Consider the following 19,972-nt stretch of genomic DNA (forward strand, 5'->3'; position numbering starts at 1 on the left):
AGATGAAAAAGAACCGTTATCAAAATACTCAGCCTTTTCGCCCGGACAACAACGAATCGGTTTTTGCCGGTTTCCGGCCGCGTGCCATCGCCACCGCCCAGGGCGTGCTGGAGCACGAAGTAAAAGACTGGGACCGGCTCGATTTGCTGGCCATGCACTATTACAGCGACGCCAGTAAGTGGTGGCGCATCCTCGACGCTAACCCACAGATTGAGTGTGGTGCCGATCTACATATTCGGGCTGGCGATCAATCGCTGGCGGGCAGCGTGATTCTGATTCCGGGAGATAGCCGATGAGTGCTTTGAGTCAGGATGAGCAACGGCCATTACTGGACCCGGTGGAGCTGAAGATTCTGGTCGATGATCAGGAACTCAGTGATTTCTACCCCTATCTGGCCGAAGCCTCAGTGCTGATGAGCCGTCAGTCGGCGACTGTGGCCGTGCTGATCTTTGATTCAATTCGCACCGAACAAGGCGACTGGCTGATTCAGGATTCGGGCAAATTAGCCCCATGGAAGAATATCGTGCTGCTGGCCAAATTCGGCAGCCACGAAGAAGAAGTGATGCGTGGTTTTATCAAGAGCATCAAGGTCAACAATCCGAAAAACATGGGCATGTCGCACGTGCGGGTGATCTGTCAGGACGAATCGTTACGGCTTGATCGCGAGCATATCCGCACCGCGCGTTCGACCACCGACGATCCGCAAAAAGACGGTGCCATTGTCAGCTCGCTGGCTCAGGAAGTGAATCTGAATACCGAGGTTGAAGATGGTCTGGCTAATGAGGCTCTGAATCAGGATGCCACCAACGTGGCCTTTATCCGTGGCCGGGCCGAAGCCAACGGCTTTGAGTTCTTTGTGCGCGAAGGGGTGCTGCACTTTCACAGCATTCAACTGGAAGGTGACCCGCAGCCGCCCATTCTGGTCTACGCCGGTAATACCTCTAACTGCATTCACTTTGCCGCCGAATATGACGGCCACCTGCCGGATAAAGTCCGCATCGTCACTGCGGCCTCCGAGGGCACAGAAAATCAGGATGAATTGTTTGAGTCGGATTTGCCCTTGTTAGGCCAGACCGCCGCTAGCAGTCAGGACGCTGGCCTCAATGACTTTGTCTGGAACTTACAAACCCCGGCCGGAGCCACCTATGAAGAAGTCAGTGCCAGAGCACAGGCTGCCGCCAATAAAAATGCCTGGAAGGTAAAAGCCGAAGGTGAGCTGGACGGCGCCATGTATGGCCATGTGTTACTCACGCATCAGACCGTCACCGTCGATGGCGTTGGCAGCCAGTATGGCGGTGATTATTACGTCGATGAAGTCGAGCACGTCTTCAGCCAGGAAGGTTACCGGCAGAAATTTAAATTGCTCAGAAATGCGTTAGGGAATTAGCAGCAACGCGGATAGGTTTTCAAAGGAATCGGCTATGGAAGAAGCACTACTCAGGATCAGCAAACAACTCGATGAAAAGCGCTACGGCAAGTACCGGGCGTTTGTGGTCGACACCGCCGATCCGGAAAAACGCGGCCGGGTTCGGCTGAGGATTCCTTCGGTGTTGGGTGATGCTGAATCGTCCTGGGCCTTGCCTTGTGTGCCTTTTGCTGGCGGCAGTGGCTATGGCTGGTTTGCGGTGCCGCCGCTGGACTCGCAGTTATGGGTCGAGTTTGAGGAAGGTGATATTAACCGGCCTATCTGGGTCGGTGCTTTCTGGCAGGTGTCGGACGATGTGCCGGAAAACGCTGCTCAGGATGAGCCGACGGTATTTTTGCTGCAAACCCCGGCGGGTAACCGGCTGGAGCTGAATGATACCGAAGGGGAGGAAGCTCTGACCCTGTTTCACCCCAGCGAAGCGCAACTGCAAATAGATTCTAATGGCAGCTGTGCTGTGACCGATGCGAACGGCAGCAAACTGGTGCTGGATGCTAGCAATAATGAGTGTGTTATCGAGGACAGTAACGGCAACAAGCTGGTGATGAGTTCATCTGGCACCAAGGTCGAAGACGCCAGTGGCAACAGCATCGAAATGGCGTCGTCTGGCATCACCGTCAGTGGCCAGCAGATTGTGATTGAAGGCAGCCAGGTGTCTCTGGGTGGACAGGGTGGCGAGCCCCTGATCAAAGGCACCAGTTTTCTGACTCTATTCGCTACTCATATACACCCAACCGCCATGGGGCCGTCCGGGCCGCCGATTCCACAGGGCGAAATGAGCAGCCTTTCAACCACAGTGCTGACCAGTTAAGGAGGAGTTATGGCCGAGCTTAATGACCCTCAGCATCTTTCTTTTCCCTTTCGCATTCGTCGCGGTGGGCCGGTAACGAGCGGGCGTCAGCGTCATGTGCGTGAGCAAATCGAGCAGGTGTTGTTTACCAATGTGCGCGAGCGGATATTCCGGCCAGAGTTTGGCGCGGGAGTGAAACAACTGATTTTTGAACCCAACAATCAGGTGCTGCGCGACACATTAAGACAGCGACTGATGCAGTCGCTGGGCGATGCGCTGTTGGGCGAAGTGGACCCGCGCACACTGGAGATTGGTTTTGCCGCCGATCAGGCGGTGTTGAAAGTGCTGATCGCGTATCAGCTGGCGACCATTAATCGACGCGAGTCGCACGAATTCGATCTGAGTACGGACGGAGCAGCATAAGATGGCGCAATTACCTGCCGCTGAACTGGTGTTTGATAACAGCCGTTGTCCGGATTGCGGTCATCGCAGCATTACCTTGCCCAGCCCGCTGCCAGACGTCGGCGACGACTTTGACTGGAGCGCCCGCGAGTTTGAGGGTTATCGCGCCTTTATGCTGGAAGAGTTGGCAGCGCGCTTCCCGGAACGTCGGCGTTGGACTCAGGCCGATCTGGAAGTGGTGATTATCGAGGTATTGGCGGCCCAGCTGGATTTTCATTCTGACATGCTTGATCGGGTGGTCAGCGAAGCCTTTCTGGAAACCGCCCGCCGGCCGCAGTCGGTTCGGCGCTTGCTGCAATTTATCGGCTATGACGCCGTGCGTGAAGCGGGTCTGGAAGACGACCCACCAGCTCAGGTCAATGCCAGAACTGCAGCACAAAAGCTGGAAGCAGAATGGGCGAAACAACCCTCAAAAATGGAGTTTGCCCGCCTGGCCGGGCCCAGATCTGTGCATCAGCAGCGGCGCATCGTCACTATTGATGATTATCGCCTGCGGCTGGAAGAGCATCCGCTGGTATTGCGGGCGGCAGCAACCAGTCGCTGGACCGGTTCCTGGCGCACCATTTATGTTGCCGTGATTCTGCGCAATAACGCCTGGCTGGATGCCCGGATGGAAAATCTGCATCCCGGCCTGATTGCGGATATTGAGCATTTCCATCAGGTGCGCGGCATTCCGTTACCCCCGATTACTCCGGGCTCTGAACCATTTCATCGGACTCTGTTGCGAGCCTATCTGGATGCCTATCGCATGGTCGGTCAGGAGGTCTTTCTCGAAGACGCCCAGCCGGTGGGTATTGTTATGGAATGGACTGTGGTGGTGGCCGACAACTACTTTCACTCTGAGGTGCGGCGCGATATTGAACGGGCACTATCGAATCAGGCCGGCGGCTTCTTTGAGCCCGGCCGCTTCCGCTTCGGGGAAAACATCCGTGCCAGTGACCTGTTCCACCTGTTGATGCAAATCGACGGCGTATCGAATTTATGCCTGAAACGCTTTAAACGCGTAGGGCGGCAATACGGCAATCGTGTTGAGGAAGGTTATATCGATCTCAACGAGCTGGAAATCGCCATTTGTGATAACGATCCGGCCAATCTGGAGCGTGGCTACTACCGGCTGGCACTGAGCGGAGGGCGTAAAGGATGACAACCGATTTAACCCGCTGGAACCGTGCCGGGCTGCAACAAGTGGAATACGTCGATGGCAATGCGGTGGTATTCGCCGATTTGCTGCGCCAAGGTCTGGCCCGGCGCTTTAATCGCAGCGAGGTGCGCTGGCCAGAACTGGAGCAGACCAATGATGACACTCAGGCCGAGCAAAGCGCTCGCATGCAGGAGTATTACAGCGCTGAAACTACCCGTGATCTGGGGATTGAAATTGCCCGTACATTTGCCCGCTCGCTGCACACTCTTGGTGCCTATATCAATGCCTACGCCAACGAGAATTATCTGGGCACCGCCAGCCAGTGGGACAATGTCCGGCGCATGACCGCCATGCTGGATTACCATCCGGCACCGCCTGCCTCTGCTGCCACCACAGTAAATCTGTATGTTAAACCGGAGCGGGGTGGGGCCGTTGCCAAGGGTGAACTGCAGTTTAAGCATACGCCCATCGATGGCAGTGCCCCTGTGATCTTTGAAAATCTGGAAGACATTGACGTTGATCCACTCAATAACCTGTTGCGACCTCAGGACTGGAATTATTGCCCGGATGTGTTTGATCCATTTGCGGATATCGATCTGGCCCAACACTGGCTGAGTCCGGCAGACAGCAAATTATCGGTTGGCCAGTATGCTCTGGTCGTGAGCGACAACCAGGCAACGGAATTTGCTGTGGTGGCCAGTGTTGCACGACTGGCAAAGGCTAATGAGTCTGGCGAGGAGGCGCAGATTGCCGTTGAACTGGATGCTGTGGCGTCAGCAGCTTCCCAATCAGATTCTCAGAGTTTTATCAAAGGCGATTGCCATTGTCTGGCCGTCGCCAAAGACATACTGGTGCCACACCTGAATGGTGAGGGTGTGCTCCGGCTGGATAAAGAACACGGTCTGAAAGCCGGTGAAGTCGTGGCCTGGAGCAGAGGCAATCAGTGGTGTTACGGCCTTATTAGCGCTGCCGATGCCAGTCAGATTGCATTGGGTGCTATGGCCTCGGGTACTACGGCAAAAGGTACTACTACGGCAACGAGAACTACGGCAGCAGAAACAAGTACTGGCATCCCTCAATATCCAGCTGAACAGGATCTGCTTTACCGGGCACTGTTGATCAGCCGCAATCAGGCCGGAGAGCTATATCTACCAGCTAATGTCGAGCATGCCGTCTGGATTGATCCACTGGGGCAGATGCAATGGCTGAGTCTGGGTGATGGCTTGATATCGGTGGTGATTGAGGCGAATGACAGTGGTAGTGCTGATGATGTCATCGCGATTACTCCAACAAACTCAGTAATCGCCGAAGTATTTGTGCTGTCGGCACCATCGCAAAGTGTGGCCCGGGTCGCTGAAGTCGCTCCAGCCAATTTAACGCTTGATGGTAAACCCGCCAATCTGGCTAGTGGTGACTGGTGTGTAGCGGCGTTTGCCGATGGTTCAGTACAGGCTGTACGGGTTGAGACCATCGTCAGCTTCGATGGGTTTTACCAGGTGCGTTTTGCTACTTCCTCTTTACCAACTTCTTTACCCGTATCTTCAACCGTCTCTTCAACCGTCTCTTCACCAACTGCCGCATTGATGTCTGGTCGCACTAGCATAACTGACCCTGCTGGCGCGACTTTGCTTAGTGTATTGCAGACACTGCAAATGAGTCTGGATCAGGCGGTGTACTCACGGCTGACATTAGCGGATATCGAGCAAGGCAAATTGCTGGAGCTGCCGCTCGACGCGATTCAGGGCGTCGGCAGCCGTTATGCTCAGCAGCTGAAGGCACAAACCATTGCTGAATTTGTCCGGGATGAAGAACTCAGCAATGCCAGCACAGAGATTCCAACGGCCAAATTGTGGGAATTTATGGCCAAGGCCAGGGCTTTGTTGGAATTAGATATCGGTGCCCCGGCTGAACTACAGAATGTCAGGCTACAAAAACTGGCAGCCGATATTATGGCGTCTCGAATCGATGGCAGGTTAAAGCTTGGCCGGTTAAATCTTGGTCGGGCAGACTCCATCGGAACAGCAGCGAGGGCGGATCAGAGCTATGGTCGAATGGTGCGTCTGTATTGCAACTTCAGTGAGATGTTGCACCCGCAGGGATATGATCAGAACCCCAGACCATTGTTTGCAGCAAATACTGACAGCTACAGCCTGACCTTAGCCGGTGATCGGTTTTCCCCTTTTCTGAAAGCCGGGCGGCGATTGATGCTGGAGCAGTGGCAACCAGAAGGAAAGGGACAACCAGTAGGAAAGGCTCAACAAGGGCGCTACACGGCACCGTTGATTTGTACGGTCGATAAATTTGAACCGACTACCCGTACTCTGACCCTGCGTGATTTGCCCGAGGGCTTTGGCCAAACCGAGGGGCAAGCAGAGGATCAACTCGGCTTTACTCTGGGTAATACCCTGATCTCGGCCAATGTGGTACGTGCCGGGCATGGTGTGGCCCGGGAAGTGAAGGTATTGGGCAGCGGCAATGCCGCAGCTCTGAATCAGCGCTTTGTGCTGGAAGTTGATGATGTCGCTTTTGTCGCCGATGCAGCCATGCCGAAAGGCGTGCGGGCTGACATTGAGGTGCAGGTCGGTAGCCGTACCTGGACACAAGTGGCGACCCTGAGGGATTCACGTCCATCCGATGCCCATTATCAGCTGCGGATGACGGAAGATAAGTTCCTGGACATCCAGTTTGGGGATGGTGTCAATGGTCGTCGTTTACCAACCGGCAATAATAACGTTCGCATTGGTTTCCGCAGCGGTCATGGGTTGCAGGGCAATCTGCTGCGCGGTTCATTAACTAAATTAGCCAAGCCACATCGCTATATTGATGACTTTCGCCAGCCTTTCGATAGCCGTGGCGGCAATGATATGGAAGAGCTGGCCGACCTGCGCAGCAATGCGCCGTTAAGTACTTTAACGCTGAACCGGGCTGTGTCTCTGGCCGACTTTTCCAATCTGACTCAGTCTCAGGCCAGTGTCTGGCAAGCGCAAGCGGTGCGTAAATCACCGCGTCGAGGCGTACTGGGGCGGGTCAAAGTGGTGGTGGTGCCTGCTGGTGGTTTGTTATTTGACGATATTCAGACCGCCACTCTGACTTTACCGGATGAATTTTCCGAAGCCTTGCTGGGCTTTCTGCAGGCGCACTCGCAACCGGATGTTGATATCGAACTAGCGCCGTATACCCCCGTGGTGGCCAGCATTAAAGCCGTCATCCATGTTAAATCGGCGGAATACGACCCGATTGAAGTGAAAGATCTGACCCGCCGGACATTATTAGAGGCTTTTGCCCTCAAGCAGCGTCGTCTGGGGCAGGCGCTGTATCGCAGTGAAATTTATAAAGTGGTTGAAGCCATCACTGGTGTTGAGTATTCGGTGGTGACGCTGGGTGAGCCTGATTTTCCGGCTAGCACTGAGGTCGAGCATTCGGACAGCGTTATCAGTGCTCGCTTGGATCAGGTGATTTATATCGATGAGCTGCTGGGTTCCGTGGTCGATGTGGCGGTTGAGGAGTATCAGTTATGACGCACTCCAATTCCCGCCATCCGGATACTGGCGGCCAGCAGCTTTATCAGTTATTGCCTGAGGTCTATCGCAGCCGGGATCAGGCGGTTGGTCATGCTGGTGGTGAAGGGGACTTTAAGCAATATCTGGAGGCCTTTGGCGATTTGTTTGATGCCTTTCGCCAGCTTCTGGATCAGCGTTTAGCCGACAGTTTTCCCGATAATCCGGAGAACCCGAATGAGCTGGCTTGTCAGGAGTGGGTGCTGCCGTATTTTGCCCAGCTGGTGAATGCCCGGCTGTTATCGCCGGACGGCGCCGGTCGTCGCGATGAAGTCACCAACGCTGTGTCCTGGCGCCAGCGTAAAGGCACCTTGGTGGTGGCCGAACAGATCAGTGAATCGGTCGGTGGTTACGAGGCGGAATTGCATGAAGGCTGGCAGCGGGTGGCGACCACACCGAGGATAGGGGCACCGATCACCAGCGCTTTGCTGCTGGGGTATGACGAATCAGACTATCCGGAGCAAGCGCTGAGCAATGCAGGTTTATACCGTTATCCTTTGATGGTGGCTCGCCATCCGGGATTAACCGCAGCAACGCTCGACACCCGCTGGCAAGCCAGGGCAGTGCGCTCGGGACGGGACAATCCGGCAGCGAAAACGTCGGGATTTGCCGGTCAGCAAATCAGCTGGCGGCCGGTCAATAGCAAGGGCGCACCGGCGCATCCCAACGGCTTTGATGATCCCAGTCGCCGGGTGCTGGATTTGCGCGATCCCAGCTGGCAGCACGGTCATTATCATCCCCGTCGTTTATTGGTGCATGTGCCCAGTCAGCATGGTTTGCTGCCATTACCGGTGAAAACGCTGACGGCCACTGACGATCTGCTGGATTTTCTGCAGTTCCGGGCGCAGCAAGCGGAAGGTGAGGTGGTACTGAGTATTGAGCCGGTTTCCAATCATCCGCTGACCATTGACCGGCCATTACAGCTGCCCGCTGATCTGGAACCTGTGCTCATCTCGCTGGGGATCGCCGGGGCCGTATCCCGTTATCAGATTGGCCATATTTACTTCGCCCAGGGCTTGCAGGTGAACATCGGCAGGCTCGATCTGAGTCACAGTAAGGTCACACATTTGGATGTGAACACGGCGGGTAATAATGAGGTTGTGGCCAGCGTGTCGGATTGTTTATTGGCCAGCGCCCAAATCAATGGCGTGCTGGATTGCCGGCGCACTACTGTGCTGGCCGATCTGCAATGCGATGGTTTGCAGGCCAGTGACTGTATTTTTAATGGCGCTATTACCAACTTTCTGAATGAGTTGCCCGCCATTCAGGCCAGTTATTCGGCCTTAGCAGTGGATATTATTGCTGGGCTTAATAGTGCTCAGTCAGATGATCCGCTGCTTAACACATTAATTCCTGATCAAGCCGTGTTTATAGCTTCGACTTTGAATGGCAAGGGCGATGGCTTATTGGCTCCGGACTGCCCACCGGTTTTCTTTACGGCTGCCTCGGATGGGGCAGAGCTGGGCTATTACCACAGCCTGAAACGCCACCCTGAATTGATTGATGGCGATTTGCAGCTGACGATTCCGGCCGGTTTTAGCCATATCTATCGCCAGCTGGTGATAATCGGCACTTTAACGGTGACGGTCAACAGCAAAGGCCCTCTCATTCTGGAGCAAGTGGCCGTGCGACGCCTGGAAGTTAAAACGCCTCGTCAGTCAGGTGCTGAATTTGCGGCTGACTCCGTCCCCGAGCCAGTGCTGATGGCTAAATCCTGCTTGTTCGAGCAACTGGCCGTCGATCACGGTCTGGCACGGCTGGAATACTGCACCATCATCCATGCTTATAAAAACCAGGCTGAGGCTGACGATACTTATTTGCGCCTGCAAGCCAGTGATTGTGTGTTTGCCAGCGAAGAGTTTGGTCCTTTGTCTGCCCATGATTGTATTCGCTATTCCCGGATTCCGGCGGCGCTCAAGGCGCTGGAAAATCAGTTTCCCCAGCTCAGATTTCCACATTGCACCGACGATTTACCGTTTTTCTTTGTCGATACCTTTGCTGAAGCCCTGGCCGCTGGGCGCACTGGCGAGATTGGCTGCGGTGTACTGCATCCCTCAAGCCCGGACAGTATTTGTTTTGGTGCCGAAGATGGCGGCGAAATGGGTGCCCATCACGATTGGTTTTTCTGCCTGAAACGCCGGGCGGTCATCACGAAACTGGCCGATCATCTGCCGATGGGCATAGTGCCGGTGCTGATTACCGATCCGGCCTTGAATCAACCCCCTTTACCTTTGTGTGATCTCACGCAATGAAGGCTAACGCAGGAGTCATAAGGATATGAAAACGGAAGTATCACGCTTTAGTCATCAACCGGATCAGGCTTACTCCGGTGTCTATCAGCAGCAGGGTCGGATGATCACCGACGCCGACTGGAACGAGCTGGTCGATATTTTAAAAAGCCGTTTGCAGAAGGCCACCTCTGCGGCTATGGGCGCAACCACGATTCCGGCTGCAGGCGGGCTGTTGCAACACCGGCTTAGTGAGACCGAACTCAATCAGGCTCCGGCCACTGGACCGGATAAAACGCCATTTTTTGAACAGGGACAATGGCAGCTGCAATGGGGCACGGCCTGTGTTGATGGCATTTATGCTGAACTCAGGCCAGTCGATGTTTCTGCAGGCGATGGTGTGGTTGAAGAGGGTATTGAAAACACGCCTTTTGCCATCGATCAGCAGGCGGATTTACCACTGCCAGCAGGCACGGAGGTGGTGCCAGGCACATACCATCTGTATCTGGATGTTTGGGAACGCTCGGTCACCAGTGTTGAAGATCCGCAATTACTGGATATTGCATTAAGGGGAGCAGATACCTGTAGTCGTTCGCAGGTGATGTGTCAGCTGAAATGGTGTCCGCTCAGTATTGATCCGGCCGATGGCGATCAGAATCCGGTGGCTGGCAATGCCAGAATCGATATTCAGGTGCGGGATGAAACCATCCAGAGTCTGGATCCTTGTGTGGCTCAGGTCGGCAAAAGCACCAATGTTGGCAACTTCTTATTCCGGGTCGAAGTGCACCAGGTGCATTACAACGCCAGTGGTATGCCGGTGCAGGTGGTGCTGAAATGGTCGCGGGAAAACGGCGCTGAACAATACCATTTTGACTATCAACCGCCCGGGTTTGTATCCAGTTCTGGACTGAATGACTGGGTTTATGAAGGCTTTACCGATCAGAGCGAACAGCTGCTGGGAAGACACCTGCAATCAGGCATCGAAGCGCCTGTGTTTGCGTTACGTTCGGATGTCAATTTTCCCGGTGATAAGCCGACCTATGTGCGCCGCTGGGATGGCTTTGCCCAACTGGATTTTGTCGATGATGGCTGGGCATTAGCCGCGGGTCGTGATCGCCAGCAGACTCTGGCCATGGATATCGGCCCGGGTAATCACGGCCATACCACACTGACCGAGCAGCCGGATGGCAGTGTGTGGTTAACCAGCCATCTGGAGCTGTTTAATCTCAGCCTGCAACTGAACGTCAATGATGCCGGGCCGAATCAATTTGTCCCCGGCGATTACTGGCTCGCTGTGGTGCGTGAAGTCGATGATGACGACGATCCGGAGACGCTCAATGCCGAAGTTACTCTGATGAATCAGGGCTTGCCCGTTGGCATTCAGCATCATTATCTGACGCTGGGGCAGGCTCAGCTCACTATGGTCGATGGCCAGTTACAGCTGAATCCGGATTCGTTGCAGTTGCTGCCTGCCATCGCCGACTATGCGCCTATGTATTCAGCGCCGTCATTGTCGGAGCTGGATGCCACTCATATTCGGTATAACCCCAACCGGGTCGCTGACCGTTGGCAGGATGTGCTGGAATCTGAGTCGGCCACTTTACCTACTAATTTGCAAGACGCGATGGACTGGCTGCTGCAAGAGCTGGAAAGCAGCGATATCCGCTTCGACTTTGATGAGCTGCCGTGCGAACAGACCAGCTATGGGGTGCCCAGCTATAAAGCCCGGTTGAAGCAGACGCTGGTTGCCTTACTAAACGATGATCAGTCACTGCCGTTGAATGTGTTGCTGTCGGCGTTGCTGTGTAACACGGATGCCGGGCTGCTGCCTTACGACGACAGCCTGCAACGTGATGACTGGCAGGGCGTGGTGACCGGGTTTGAGGGCGGTGATGCGGCCACCATTCAACAGGCCATTGATCTGCTGATTCAGCATTTGCATCAATTGTGGGATCAGGGCCGCGGCAGTGGTTGTGCCGTGACCGTCGGCGAAGGGGGAGCGTTCGATAATATTCAGCAAGCGTTGCAGACGCTGGCTGGCCAGAGCAGCATTATCCTGTGTTTGCTGCCCGGTAGTTATCGCATCGATAACGAGCTGACCGTGCGGGCGATGGACACTATTAAAATCACCGGCGCTGGTACTCAGGCCTCGACCGTAACTCTGCATGCGCCACTGCAACTCGATGGCCTCGAATGCATTTTGCGCGATGTGCATTTCCGGGCCTCGGAGCGTGATCCGCAGGCGTTTCTGGGATTGCGGGCCAATCAGGTCGATATCAAACACTGTCTGATCGATCAGGCGTTACAGCGCCAGCCCCAGCAGCCTTTGTTAGCGATTGAAACCGTACGCTCCTGGTGGCGCTTATTAGGCAGCCACAAAACCGCCGCAGTGACGCCACACGCTGTGATTGTCGATTCGCAAATGCAGCGGATTGTGACCGGCCATTTCTCCGGCCGGGTAATGTTCGGGGCGGATTCTATCCGTGCCAGTGCCGACAACGGCAGTGCCTTTGTTGCCAAGTACTCGGCCGATGGCAAACCACTCTGGATCAGGGTATTAGAACAGGGCGTGCGCTCGGCCGGTCTGACTCTGACGCTGTTAAAAGACGACAGTGTGTTTGTTGGTGGTCATATCATTGGCGATGCCAAATTCGATGGTCAGGAAGTGTCCGGTTCCATGGGCAGTGCCGATATTTTTGTGGCTCGGGTCAGCGCTGCGGGCGAAGTCATCTGGGTCAGTACACTGGGTAGTCGTGGCAGCGACAATATCTATGATGCATTGGTTAACCAGGACGGGCATATCGTTATGACCGGCTCTTTTCAGGGCGAATTGCAGTTCAAAGACGAGACCTTGCTGGATACCGTTGGCGGCACCGACAATTTTATTATCAGCATGGATGTTGATGGTGGGGTGCAACAAGCCAAAGCCTTTGGCGGTGCCGGCACCGACCGGGTGTTTGCCATGGCCACGGATGAAAAGGGTGACTTGTATTTAACCGGTGAGTTTGAGAAGGAGATGCGTTATCAGGGCGCTGAATTGTCCCAGACCAGCGGTGAATTCCGGCAACTGTTCCTGCTGAAATTAACGCCTGATGCCGAGTTGATCTGGCTGCAAAACTTCAAAGAAAGCAAGGGTAATAACGGCGGCCGCAGCCTCAAAGTCTTTAAAGATCAGATTGTGCTGGGCGGGTATTTCAGCGGCAGCCTGACGATTGGTGAGTTAGCGCCTATGGTGATCCATCAGGCCAGTGATACCGCCGAGATCGACAGTCGCAAGGCCAGAATTGCGGCTCTCAGAGCAAGAGTGCAGGAACTGAATGCGGATATTGCCGGTACCGATCAGGATATCACTGATCTTAATCTGCAAATCACGGCCATTGACCAGCGCTTATCCACGCTGGAAGCCAGTCTGGCCACCAGTCGTATTGATCACACGGGTGTTGCGACTCAGCTGCAGGATCTGGACAGTCACATCGTCACCCTGGAAAACAATATCGCCAATCAGAACAGTGCTATTTCAAGGATGGAGCTGGAGCTTGCCGGCATTAACGACCTGGCCATTGCCAAAGAAAATGAAATTCGCCAGCGCGCCACCACGGAAAGAGCGCAACGAGAGCAATTGGCAGCGCAAGATGAACGCCGTATCAGTCAGATACTGGAAACCCAGATATCACAAGAAATTGCCAACCGGATCGGATCTCGGCCAACGGGCGTAGGACGAATCGACTCGCCAATAGACGATATCGGCCGTGATATTGGCCGTGATATTGGAATAGGAATCCCGATCGATCGGGTTGGTGATGGTTTGCAGCTGGATCTGACGACCTGGAACCGTCAGGCCAGCTTGATCGAAACCGAACTGCGTAATAACGCTGAAAGTGCCCGTCTGGTGCGCGAGCAGGCGCGCAGCAATAGTGAAACGGTGATTGCCAGAGCCATAGAGGCGGAGATTGAGCGCGAACGGAGTCAGATTCAACAGGCGGCCGGGCCGATAGGGCAGCAGCTGCAACAAGCAAGAGGCGGCCTTGTCCAGCTGCAAGCCACACTGACTCAGGAAAACAGTCAGCGGCAGGCGCTGAATGAAGCACTCAGCCGTTTATTGGCGGAACAACACGGTTTCGCCACCAACATTACTCAGGAACAACAGAACCGGCAGAATTTGCTTAACCAGCTGGCCATCAAAAACGCCGAAAGACAGACCTTGCGTACACAGATGGCGCAGGCGCTGGCCGAAATCAATACGCTGGAGGTCGCCAATGCCCAGCAGCTGAATAAAACCACTAACGGCTCGGATCGTTTTATCTGTGTATTGCAGGCCGACGATGGCAAACCTCTGTGGCAGCAGCATATTTCTGCCGAAGGTCAGGAGCGCGGCCCGGATCTGGCCCTGGATCGCACCGGCAAGATACTGGTTTCTGGCTGTGCCGCCGGTGATGTCTTTGTCGCTAGTACTCAAATCAAGGCCCAAACCTCAGCAGCCGGCGAAGCTAAACCGGTGGAAAGTTACTATCTGGAATTCTCACCAGAGGGAGAGTTGCTGAAGCACAAACAGCTATATGGCAAAGGCGATGTAGTGGCTACGGCGATTACCAGTGCGCCAGACGGCAGCTACAGTCTGACCGGCACCATGCAACGCGAGCTGTGGCAGCATTGGAATAAGGAATCCCGGCATTACGGCAGCGGCAGTGGTGGTTTTACTCTGACGTTCCGTGATGACTCGCCGGAAGCCAGGGTCATTATTGCCGACAGCCAGCTGCTCTCACCTGATTTTAAAACACACACCGGTATGACAACGGAAGTCGATGCCGAAACTGACACAGAGACTGACGGCGACAAATATTCTGCTGCCAGCCCGGCATTATGGATTGCCGATACCGACATCGACCTGACCCTGTCTAACAATAATATCTACGGGTTATGTTGGCTGGGGCGCGGCATGGCGGACAGCATCACTGATAAAGAGCAGGCACAAATCCTGGTCGAGACACTGAACAACTCATGCAGCCATCTGATGACCACCATTACCGACAACAGCCTGTATCAGGTGCAGATGCTGTCGCCGTATGCCGAAGGGAAAACCTTATTACCTCAGATCTATAACAACCTGACGGTGCGCGGTAATAATTTTATCGGCGGTGACAGTGTGTTGATGGCGAATCAGTCGAATCTTATTCAAAACTTCTTTTGTAGGTCGCCATCCAGTCGGTCGCTGCAGCTGTTTGTGAACAGCTGCTTTATTAGTGCCAACCTAGGGCCGGAGAAGCAAGCGATTGAATATTTTGACCGTAGCCCGGTCGCGAATAACACCGTGGGGAATCAGTTGCAGGTGCTTAATTGGCCGCCCGTTTAACAGGCCGTTGAAAAACTACTTACGTTGCCATAACTGCGTTAAAAATCAGCTCAACCTGATTTCAATATATCGATCTGAGCATCGAGGGTTTTGATATGGATTCAAAAGCTAAAAAAGCTTCAGAAAATACCGGGCGTCCAGCCGCCCGGACTGCCGGCGCGCGTGCCCGTAACCCTCAGGATATTCATCAGCAGCGCCTGATGCGTACTATTTTGGCAGCCAATGCGATTCAGCGAAAAATTGCGGTAGGCGCTGCTGACAGTAGTCTGGAAAAAGAAGCCGATCATGTTGCGCAAAAGGTGGTGAATAATCAGCCCGTGCCTGCAATTTCATCGGCCAACAGTGAGTCCAGTCAACGCCAGAACAACGAGGATGAAGTCAAACGTCAGTTGCAGCGGGCGCAGCAGCAACAAGAACAACAGGAGCAAGACGAAACCACTCAACGGCAAATGGCAAGCGATGAAGAAGAAACTGCGCAAACCAAACGACTGAATCGTCAGGCCAGCGAAGACGACGAGGCCACCGCGCAGACGCTGCGCAGAATGGCTGCTGAATCGGACGAGGAACAGACGGCGCAGGCTCAGCAAGACGATGAAATGGCTGCGGCCAAGTTGATGCGTCAGGCGGCAGATCAGGCAGCTGAAGAAGAAACGGCACAAAGGTTACAGCGCAGTGAGCAGGAAGAGGAAAACGCCAGTGCCAAATTAATGCGCGCCGTCAGCCAGTTATTGCAGGCCAAGGGCGTGCCGGATTTAAGCGAAGCCTCAGAGCAGAAAATTCAGGCGATGCGCGGCCGTGGTAGCGAATTGCCAGAAGCTGTGCGGCAGGAAATGGAGCAAAAAATCGGCGCAGACTTCTCGGCGGTACGGGTGCATTTGGGCAGCAGTGCCGATCAGCTGTGCCAAGAAATCAACGCCAGGGCGTTTACGACTGGTTATGATATTTTCTTTGCCAGCGGTGAATTTAAACCAGAAACCGAGAAGGGCAAAAAGCTGCTGGCGCATGAGCTGACGCATGTAGTGCAACAGCAAGGGCAAGCGCAACGTGTAATGCGTTCACTGGATCCAAATGATGCTCCTAGTGGAAATAGCCAGGCACAGCAACGTTTGACTGAATTATCCATTCTGAAAATCCCAACCACTAAACAACGGCATTTGCCTATTTATTCCAGTCTTTCCCAGCGTGGTCTGTTAAAGCGGATTAAATCTTATCGTCGGCCGAGAAGTGGGCCGGAACGACCCAATCAAATCCGTGTCTGGAAAAATGCAGTGTCGGCCAATACAACGGAGGCTTTGGTTACACAAAAATTATCGGGCAATAATTCGGGGGATGACCAACAACAAGGAAGTGTCATCAGTTTGCCAGTGGATATGAATCATCCGGTTAATTTCCAACTGGCGGATGGCTCCCAGCACTCTCCACGTAAGCGTGACTTTTTAAACGATCTGGTGAAAATTCCGACCTGGAACCGTGAAGGTAATCGTACCCGCTTTCAGGTAGATCATATTGTCGAATTACAGGTTTCTGGTGAAGAAGGACTAGAGTCTTCTACCGGTAATCGGGTGGAAAATATGGAGCTGTTTGATGCACGCTCCAATACCACGTCCGGGCGCGAAATCATGCAACGAATTCGTCGTGATGCCCGCGCTTATTACGATTCGTTAGCCCCATCTGAACGCACTGCTTTTCCCAGTTATCGCACCTGGTTGAGAAATCATGACATTTTGTTTGATGGTGGCGTGCAAACCTTTGCCGGGCGAGTACCTGAGGGAGATTCTTCCTGGTGGACCCGCAGCCAGATTCAGGAATTAACCCATTTGGATGCCCTGCGGGGGATTGCTCCACAACCTTTGGAAGGTTCGGAGCGTCGCTTTGTGTTGGCCTCTGGCCCTGGTGGTGTTGAAATTGATCGCTTTCGGCGTCGTGCGAATGCTATGGAATTTAATCCGGCTGCCAGTCAACGACGTAGCATCGCGGGTATGCGCATCCGTTCCTTCCATCTGAATAATGAGAGCGAAGTTGATAATACCAACCGGCCTCAGACTCAGATCGGTACCATGCAAGCGACCTGGGATATGCCGGAGAGTGCGAATAATACCTGGCAACCGGATGAAGCCGATGTCGATTTACCCATATATGGCCTGGGCCCTCACTCCGGTTATGTGGTTGTTGGAAACCCGCTAAATGTGCATTTTGCCCATGCCAGTCCAGTAACGTTTAACGACGTATATATCGGTGCAAATGGTGTCAATGCCAGCGGCAATCTGACCCCTTCTTTATCGATGCTGAAAAATGTTGATATTGCCGTACAACTGGTGGATGGCGATATTCTATTTCGGGCGGAATACCGGCCTGATAATTTGAGCCTGAATATGCCTGGGCTAACGATCGACAACGGTATGATTGGCCTGACCTACAGTGGTGAAACCGGTTTTGGTGTGGATGGGAGTGTCGACCTTGCCGTCAATAAGGTTGGCGATGGCACCATTACTGCGGGTTTCCGTCAACGAGACGGTTTCTTTGCCGAAGGTGAATTTAACTTTGACAGTAAATTGTTCGACCGTGCTACGGCTAATATCTGGTACCGGGAAGGTGCGTTTGGTGGCTCTGGCACGTTGGGGATCGATTCCCCGGATAAGGTCAAAGGTATTCGTTCAGCCGAAATCAATGTCGGTTTTTCAGAAGAGGCATTCAGCGCTGAGGGTCGAGTCAGCCCTGATATACCAGGTGTGGAAGAAGCTGGATTAACAATTCAGCACAGTGAAGAAGAGGGTTTGCTGATTGGAGGAAATCTGAATCTGAACAGTGATACCCCAGGCATCCGCTCAGGCAGTGTTAATGTTACCCTGAGGAAACCGGAGAATGATTGGAAAGTTGCGGCGACTGGCACCGCAGTGCCCGATATTCCGGGTATTGATTCGGAATTATCCATTGATTACAACGACGGTGCTATCACCGCTGAAGTTCAGGCGGAATATCGTCGTGGCATGTTATCTGGCCGGGTCGAAGCCGGTGTAACCAACCGCAGTGTTGATAAAACCACCGGTGAACTAAGTGACACAGCTGAGCCGGATAATCCGCTGATTGTCTACGGTGGCGGCTCATTAACCCTGCAATTAGCACCCTGGTTGCAAGGCACAGCCGGAGTGAAATTTGCGCCCAATGGCGAGATGACGGTGACTGGTGAAATTGGTTTGCCGGACGAGTTAGAGATCTTTGCCCGTCGGGAACTGAATAAGAGTTTGTTGAATATCGCCGTGCAGGCACCGATATTCCCCGGCATTGTCGCCGAAATTGGCGGTGGCTTAAGCGCTCAGGCAGGCATCGGCCCTGGGGTGATTAACGAGCTGCGCTTAGGTGTGGAATACAACCCGGATCGGGAGCAGGATACTCGTATTACCGGCGATGCCAGCCTGAGTATTCCGGCCGATGCCGGTTTAAGGCTGTCGGTACGTGCCGGTATCGGCTTGGGCATTACCGGTGCCAGTGCTACTGGCGGGCTGGAAATTGGTGGTTCGCTGGGCGTCGCCGGGGCCGCCGAAGCCAGTGTGCATATCGAGTGGACACCGACACAAGGGCTGGATCTGGAAGCCAGAGTCGGGGTGCATGCACAGCCGAGCTTTACCTTTGATATTTCCGGCTATGTCAGTGTGCGGGCGTTGGGCATGGGCGTTTACGACAACCGCTGGGAATTTGCTTCTTACACCTTTGGCTCGGATTACCGTTTCGGTATCAGCTTGCCGATTCATTATCAGGAAGGACAGCCGTTTGATATTTCATTAAACGATGTCGAGTTTGAAGTGCCTGATATCAACACCAACAGTCTGCTGCGCGGGCTGGTATCGAGGATTGCCTGATGGAAACCATACAAGCGTTATTACAACAAGGCGTGCAGTTGCACACTCAGGGCGACTTTCAGGGGGCCGTTATGGCCTACCAGCAGGCACTGGATCTGGACCCGGATAATGCCGTACTGCACAACAATCTGGGATTTCTTTATGGACAGCTGCAGAACTGGGAGCAGTCGCTGCATCATTTGCATAAGGCTATTGATATTAACGACCAGCTGGCCATCGTCTATGCCAATCTGGGGCAGGTGCAAGCAGCGACACAGCAGGGCAAAGAAGCTGTTAAAAACCTGCAACAGGCCATTACACTGGAGCCGGATAATACCGATCATTGGCATCAGTTTGCGCGGGTGTGTTTTGCGGCTCAGGATTATCCCAATGCTGAATATGCCTGGTACCGGGCGTTAAATCTGGCCCCGGACAATGTGGAATATTTACTGGGACTGGCGACCACCATGGTGGCGCAACAGCGTTACAGCGAAGCCTATCCTGTGTTTGAGCATATTTTTCAGTTGCAGCCGGATTGCCAGCCCGCTTGGGCGCAAAAAGGCGTTGCGCTGTTTTTGCAGCAAAACTACGGCGCTGCCAAACAGTGTTTGCTGAAGGCGCTCGACCTGAATGCCAGCGACTATACCGCTCTGAAACATCTGGCATTGACACATATTGCCTGTAAAGAGAATGAACAGGCGTTAGCAACCATGGATCAGCTCCATCGCGTTTTCCCACAAGATACTGCGATCGAATGTGATCTGGCCGTGCTGGAATTGTCGGTGGGGCGCAAGCAGCAAGCGAAAGATCGATTGCAACAATTGGCTGCGACTCAGGAAGATTCTCGGGTTTTGTATTACCTGGCTGTAAGCCTGCAAGAGTGTGGAGAAAACCCGTCTCAGTCGGAAGTATTATTTAATAAAATTATTGCGCGCCAGGATGAATACAGTACCAAGGCGAAAATGAGCAAACAGCTACTTAATATTCATTAGACCCAATATTCGGAAAAGGCATAAATTGCGTAGTTTTTATCGGTTTATGACCTGATGCATTTTTAACAAAAAGCACATCAATAATTTGCCTGAAAATATCAGATTTACTGGGTGCTTGCTCAGTAAAAATCTTCTGGTACTGTCAGCCTTCTTCACAAAACCAGCCTGATAGGCCCTTGCCGTAACGATGATT

Annotated in this window: 10 protein-coding genes; all 10 read left to right on the forward strand. The window is 53.6% G+C overall.

The features are described 5' to 3' along the window. Positions 1–2 precede the first annotated feature (2 nt). The 10 genes from ACO05E_RS12050 to ACO05E_RS12095 all read left to right on the forward strand — a co-directional run bounded on the left by ACO05E_RS12050 (position 3) and on the right by ACO05E_RS12095 (position 19,779). Entirely contained in the window at positions 3–296 is a 294-nt protein-coding gene (locus tag ACO05E_RS12050) for a hypothetical protein (RefSeq protein ID WP_419813179.1), read from the forward strand. Beyond that, positions 293–1,387 carry a phage late control D family protein gene (locus ACO05E_RS12055; protein WP_419813180.1) on the forward strand — a complete coding sequence of 365 codons (1,095 nt, stop codon included), beginning with the start codon at positions 293–295 and terminating at the stop codon, positions 1,385–1,387. Before ACO05E_RS12050 ends, ACO05E_RS12055 begins: the two co-directional genes overlap by 4 nt. Positions 1,388–1,421: 34 nt before the next feature. After that, complete coding sequence (locus ACO05E_RS12060; protein ID WP_419813181.1) at positions 1,422–2,234, forward strand: phage baseplate assembly protein V; 813 nt, start codon at positions 1,422–1,424, stop codon at positions 2,232–2,234. Between the two features lie 9 nt (positions 2,235–2,243). Further along, positions 2,244–2,636: a GPW/gp25 family protein gene (locus tag ACO05E_RS12065; protein WP_419813182.1), complete on the forward strand. Its 393-nt coding sequence runs from the start codon at positions 2,244–2,246 to the stop codon at positions 2,634–2,636. A gap of 1 nt (position 2,637) precedes the next feature. Beyond that, positions 2,638–3,819 (forward strand): hypothetical protein, encoded by a 1,182-nt coding sequence (locus ACO05E_RS12070; protein ID WP_419813183.1) that lies wholly within the window; start codon positions 2,638–2,640, stop codon positions 3,817–3,819. Then, a complete protein-coding gene (locus ACO05E_RS12075; protein WP_419813184.1) occupies positions 3,816–7,334 on the forward strand; it encodes a hypothetical protein in 3,519 nt (1,172 codons plus the stop codon). Before ACO05E_RS12070 ends, ACO05E_RS12075 begins: the two co-directional genes overlap by 4 nt. After that, positions 7,331–9,625, forward strand: coding sequence for a hypothetical protein (locus ACO05E_RS12080; RefSeq protein ID WP_419813185.1), 2,295 nt, complete (start codon positions 7,331–7,333; stop codon positions 9,623–9,625). The genes ACO05E_RS12075 and ACO05E_RS12080 overlap by 4 nt, the downstream gene beginning before the upstream one ends. A gap of 25 nt (positions 9,626–9,650) precedes the next feature. Further along, positions 9,651–14,951, forward strand: coding sequence for a DUF6519 domain-containing protein (locus tag ACO05E_RS12085; protein ID WP_419813186.1), 5,301 nt, complete (start codon positions 9,651–9,653; stop codon positions 14,949–14,951). 95 nt (positions 14,952–15,046) lie between these two features. Continuing rightward, entirely contained in the window at positions 15,047–18,808 is a 3,762-nt protein-coding gene (locus ACO05E_RS12090) for an eCIS core domain-containing protein (RefSeq protein ID WP_419813187.1), read from the forward strand. Continuing rightward, complete coding sequence (locus ACO05E_RS12095; RefSeq protein ID WP_419813188.1) at positions 18,808–19,779, forward strand: tetratricopeptide repeat protein; 972 nt, start codon at positions 18,808–18,810, stop codon at positions 19,777–19,779. The genes ACO05E_RS12090 and ACO05E_RS12095 overlap by 1 nt, the downstream gene beginning before the upstream one ends. Positions 19,780–19,972: the final 193 nt, after the last annotated feature.

It is taken from the genome of Bacterioplanoides sp., assembly GCF_965226395.1.
Classification (GTDB): Bacteria; Pseudomonadota; Gammaproteobacteria; order Pseudomonadales; family Oceanobacteraceae; genus Bacterioplanoides.